Source organism: Methylobacterium sp. WL103 (assembly GCF_008039885.1).
GTDB lineage: Bacteria > Pseudomonadota > Alphaproteobacteria > Rhizobiales > Beijerinckiaceae > Methylobacterium > Methylobacterium cerastii.
In genome coordinates this window covers 1-4121 of record NZ_VRUX01000386.1, presented here as the reverse complement: position 1 = coordinate 4121, position 4121 = coordinate 1, and the positions used below count along the sequence as shown (strand labels likewise).

Below are 4121 nucleotides of genomic sequence, written 5' to 3'. Positions count from 1 at the left end.
TCGCGGTCGAACGGCGCGCCGAGGGAGACCAGCCAGTCGATCAGCCGCGGGCCTTCCGCGGCGACCCGCAGGGCGACCGCGGGATCGGTGAGGCCGGCGCCGGCGCCCTCGGTGTCGGCGGCATGAAGCGACGGCGCGTCGTCGGCGCCGATCGCGGCGGCGATGCCGCCCTGGGCCCAGCCGGTGGCGGTGCCGAGCCCGAGCGGCGCGGCGCTGACGAGCGTCACCGGTCGCGGCGCGAGCCGCAGGGCGACGCTCAAGCCGGCGACGCCGGCGCCGACGACGACGACGCGGTCGGCGGGGTTGCGCGAGAACGCGTTCATCGCGCACCCACCGCGAGCATGCGCTCCACGGCGGCCCGCGCCCGGTCGGCCAGCGCGGGATCGACGACGACCTCGTGGGTCATGGTCTCGAGAGCGTGCCGGATGTTCGACAGGCTCATGCGCTTCATGTGCGGGCACATGTTGCAGGGCTTGATGAACTCGATGTCCGGGTTGGCGGCGGCGATGTTGTCGGCCATCGAACACTCGGTGACGAGCACGACCTGGGCCGGGCGCTTCTCCAGGACGAAGTTCATCATCATCGCGGTCGAGCCCGAGAAGTCGGATTCGGCCACCACGTCCGGCGGGCATTCGGGGTGGGCGATGACGGTGACGCCGGGATAGCTTTCGCGCACGTCGCGGATGTCAGCGGGCGTGAAGCGCTCGTGCACCTCGCAATGGCCGGCCCAGGTCAGGATCTCGATCTCGGGCAGCACCGCCTGGACGTTCTGCGCCAGGAACTCGTCCGGGATCATCAGCACGCGCTTCACGCCGAGCGAGCGGATCACCTCCACCGCGTTGCCCGAGGTGCAGCACAGGTCGGACTCGGCCTTCACCGCCGCCGAGGTGTTGACGTAGGTCACGATCGGCACGCCGGGGTACTTCGCGCGCAGGCCGCGCACGTCCGCGGCGGTGATCGAGTCGGCGAGCGAGCAGCCGGCGGCGAGGTCCGGGATCAGCACGGTCTTGCCCGGATTGAGGAGCTTGGCGGTCTCAGCCATGAAGTGCACGCCGGCGAGCACGATCACGTCGGCCTTCACCGTCACCGCCTCGCGGGCGAGCGCCAGGCTGTCGCCGACGATGTCGGCCACCGTGTGGAAGATTTCCGGCGCCTGGTAGTTGTGCGCCAGGATCACGGCGTTGCGCTCGCGCTTGAGGCGGAGGATCGCCTCGATGTCGGGCACGAGGGCCGGCCACTCGATCGCCGGGATGTGCCGGCTGACGCGGGCATAGATGTCGGGCAGCGGCATCCCGGCGGGGACGGCGCGGGGGGCGGAGACGGGAAACGCGGTCGACGCCATGGCGCCCTCCATTATGCTCAGTTTGAGCATTGTGCCGCCTAAGTTAGGCGCGCCGCATCGCCCTGTCTAGATATGCTGAGACTGAGCATAACGGTTTTGCGACGCACCCGCCCCCATGCGTCGCGAAACGCCGCCCACACGAGCCGCGTCGGCGCCGACCCAGATCGCCGCAGGCCGAAATCGCTCGAAGATAACCTATGTTGCTGCGGTGCCCGAACGATTGCGCGAAATCCCAAGTGGGTGCCGAGGCGCCATCGGAACTCCAGCTGCGCGGGGCACGATGCTCATCACCACGGAAGACTGTAACGGCACCTCGGAATCCCTGTCCGTCGAGGCGCCGAAACTGTCCGATGCTATCCGCATCCACCTGGGTGAGCATCTCAGAACCACCTATGCCGCCTCGATGCAGGCCCCGCCGCCGCCGCATCTCGGCGACCTGCTGGCGCGGCTCGAGGCCCTACTCGCCGACGCGAAGGGCCGCGACGACGCGGCGTTCCGCGCCGGCCTCCTCGAAGCGGCGACCAGCCTGCACAGCTTCGCCATCTCGCTGACGCGCAACCCGTCGGCAGCCGACGACCTGGTGCAGGACACGATGCTGCGCGCCTGGCGCAGCCGCGGCAGCTTCAAGGTCGGCACCAACCTTGGCGCATGGCTGTTCACGATTATGCGGAACGCCTTCTACAGCGTGCACCGCAAGCACGCCCGCGAGGTCGCCGACAGCGACGGCGACCACGCCGCACGCCTGACGAGCCTGCCCGAGCAGGGCGGCCATCTCGACCTGCAGGACGTGCAGGCCGCGCTCGGGCGGCTGTCGCCGCCGATGCGCGAGGCGCTGATCCTGGTGGCGGTCGAGAACGTGTCCTACGAGGAGGCGGCCGCGATCCTTAAATGCCGGATCGGCACGGTGAAGAGCCGGGTCTGGCGCGCCCGCGACCAGCTCGCCCACATGCTCGGCTACACCGGCGCCGAGGTCGGGGCGGACCACCTCACCCTGTCGGCGATCGGCGAAAGCGCCGTCGGCGTCGGAGCCTGACCGAAGCGGCGGCGCGCCTGCGAGCCTCCACGACGCCGCCTGCGCGACGCCCGGTTGCTTTCTGCCGATCGCATTCTTCATCCAGTTGCGCCGATACGGCGCAGTTTGGAACGGATCGAATCAATCCGTCTGGCGTTCCCGTTGCGACACCGCCCTGCGGGCACGCCCTTCGCCCGCACCACAGCGCCCGGCATGCCGGCCGCACGGGACAGCGAGCATGACGGACAAGACACGAGACGGCGCCTTCGCGCTGACCCGGCGGACGCTGGTGGAAAGCTGTGCGGCCGCCGCGGCGGCCACGGGCTTCGGCGTTTCGGCAAGGCCTGCCTTCGCCACGGAGCCCGGCGACCCGGCCCCGCAGATGCTGCCGGTCCGCCTGACCGTGAACGGCACGGCGCACGACCTCACCCTCGACACCCGCACGACGCTCCTCGACGCGTTGCGCGAGCATCTCGACCTCAACGGCTCGAAGAAGGGTTGCGACCACGGCCAGTGCGGCGCCTGCACGGTTCTGGTCGACGGGCGCCGGATCAATTCCTGCCTGACGCTGGCCGCGATGCACGAGGGCGACGCGATCACCACCATCGAGGGCCTCGGCACCGAAGAGCAGCTTCACCCGCTCCAGGCCGCCTTCCTCCACCATGACGGCTTCCAGTGCGGCTACTGCACGCCGGGCCAGATCTGCTCCAGCGTCGGCATGCTGTCGGAGGCCAAGGCCGGCTGGCCGAGCCACGTCACCGAGGACCTCGTCGGCAAGGCCGCCTTCACCGATGCCGAGATCCGCGAGCGGATGAGCGGCAACCTCTGCCGCTGCAGCGCCTACCCGAACATCGTCGCCGCGATCCGCGAAGTGGCGGATTCCTCCGCCGGCACCGAACTCTAAAGGGCGCGCGCGATGAAAGCCTTCACCTACGAACGCCCCGCCACCGTGCGCGACGCCGCCCGCCTCGCGGCCGAGCGGTCGAACGCCAAGTTCATCGCCGGCGGCACCAACCTGCTCGACCTGATGAAGCTGCAGGTCGAGACGCCGACGACCTTGATCGACATCAACCGCCTGCCGCTCGACAAGGTGGAAGCCACCGCCGACGGCGGCCTGCGCATCGGCGCACTCGTGCGCAACGCGGACCTCGCCGCCGACCCTCGGGTGCGCAAGGATTACGCGGTGCTGGCCAAGGCCCTGCTCGCGGGCGCCTCGGGGCAGCTGCGCAACAAGGCGACCACCGCTGGAAACCTGCTTCAGCGCACGCGGTGCTACTACTTCTACGACACGTCGAAACCCTGCAACAAACGCGAGCCCGGCTCGGGCTGCTCGGCGATCGGCGGGTTCAACCGCATCATGGCGGTGCTCGGCACCAGCGACGCCTGCATCGCCACCAACCCGTCCGACATGAACGTCGCGATGCGCGTCCTCGATGCCGGCGTCGAGACCCTGTCGCCGAACGGCGCGACCCGCACGATCCCGATGGCGCAGTTCCACCGCCTGCCGGGCGACACCCCGAAGATCGAGACCGCGTTGCAGCCCGGCGAGATCATCACCGCGGTGACGCTGCCGAAGCCGGTCGAGGGCCTGCACGTCTACCGCAAGGTCCGCGACCGCGCCTCCTACGCCTTCGCCACCGTCTCGATCGCCGCGGTGATCGGGAAGGCGGACGGCAAGATCACCCAGGCGCGGATGGCGTTCGGCGGGCTCGCGCACAAGCCGTGGCGGGTCGAGGCGGCCGAGGCCACGCTCGCGAAGGGCGGCAG

At 70.1% G+C, this 4121-nt stretch carries 5 protein-coding genes; 3 read left to right on the top strand and 2 right to left on the bottom strand.

The window, feature by feature from the left end; genetic code table 11:
• Both FV222_RS18975 and nadA read right to left on the bottom strand, forming a co-directional pair.
• On the bottom strand, positions 1 to 323 hold a 323-nt coding region (locus tag FV222_RS18975; RefSeq protein ID WP_147815390.1), incomplete at its 3' end, for an FAD-dependent oxidoreductase.
• A complete protein-coding gene (nadA, locus tag FV222_RS18970; protein ID WP_147750061.1) occupies positions 320 to 1342 on the bottom strand; it encodes a quinolinate synthase NadA in 1023 nt (340 codons plus the stop codon). The genes FV222_RS18975 and nadA, both read right to left, overlap by 4 nt.
• A gap of 280 nt (positions 1343 to 1622) precedes the next feature.
• Between nadA and FV222_RS18965 the strand changes: the two genes are divergently transcribed.
• The 3 genes from FV222_RS18965 to FV222_RS18955 form a co-directional block, all read left to right on the top strand.
• The gene (locus FV222_RS18965) at positions 1623 to 2375 is read left to right on the top strand and encodes a sigma-70 family RNA polymerase sigma factor (protein WP_147750060.1); all 753 of its coding nucleotides are present in this window, start codon (positions 1623 to 1625) and stop codon (positions 2373 to 2375) included.
• 217 nt (positions 2376 to 2592) lie between these two features.
• A complete protein-coding gene (gene paoA / locus FV222_RS18960; protein ID WP_147815389.1) occupies positions 2593 to 3258 on the top strand; it encodes an aldehyde dehydrogenase iron-sulfur subunit PaoA in 666 nt (221 codons plus the stop codon).
• A 12-nt stretch (positions 3259 to 3270) separates the two neighbouring features.
• The coding region (locus tag FV222_RS18955) for a xanthine dehydrogenase family protein subunit M (protein ID WP_147815388.1) at positions 3271 to 4121 on the top strand (851 nt) is incomplete at its 3' end.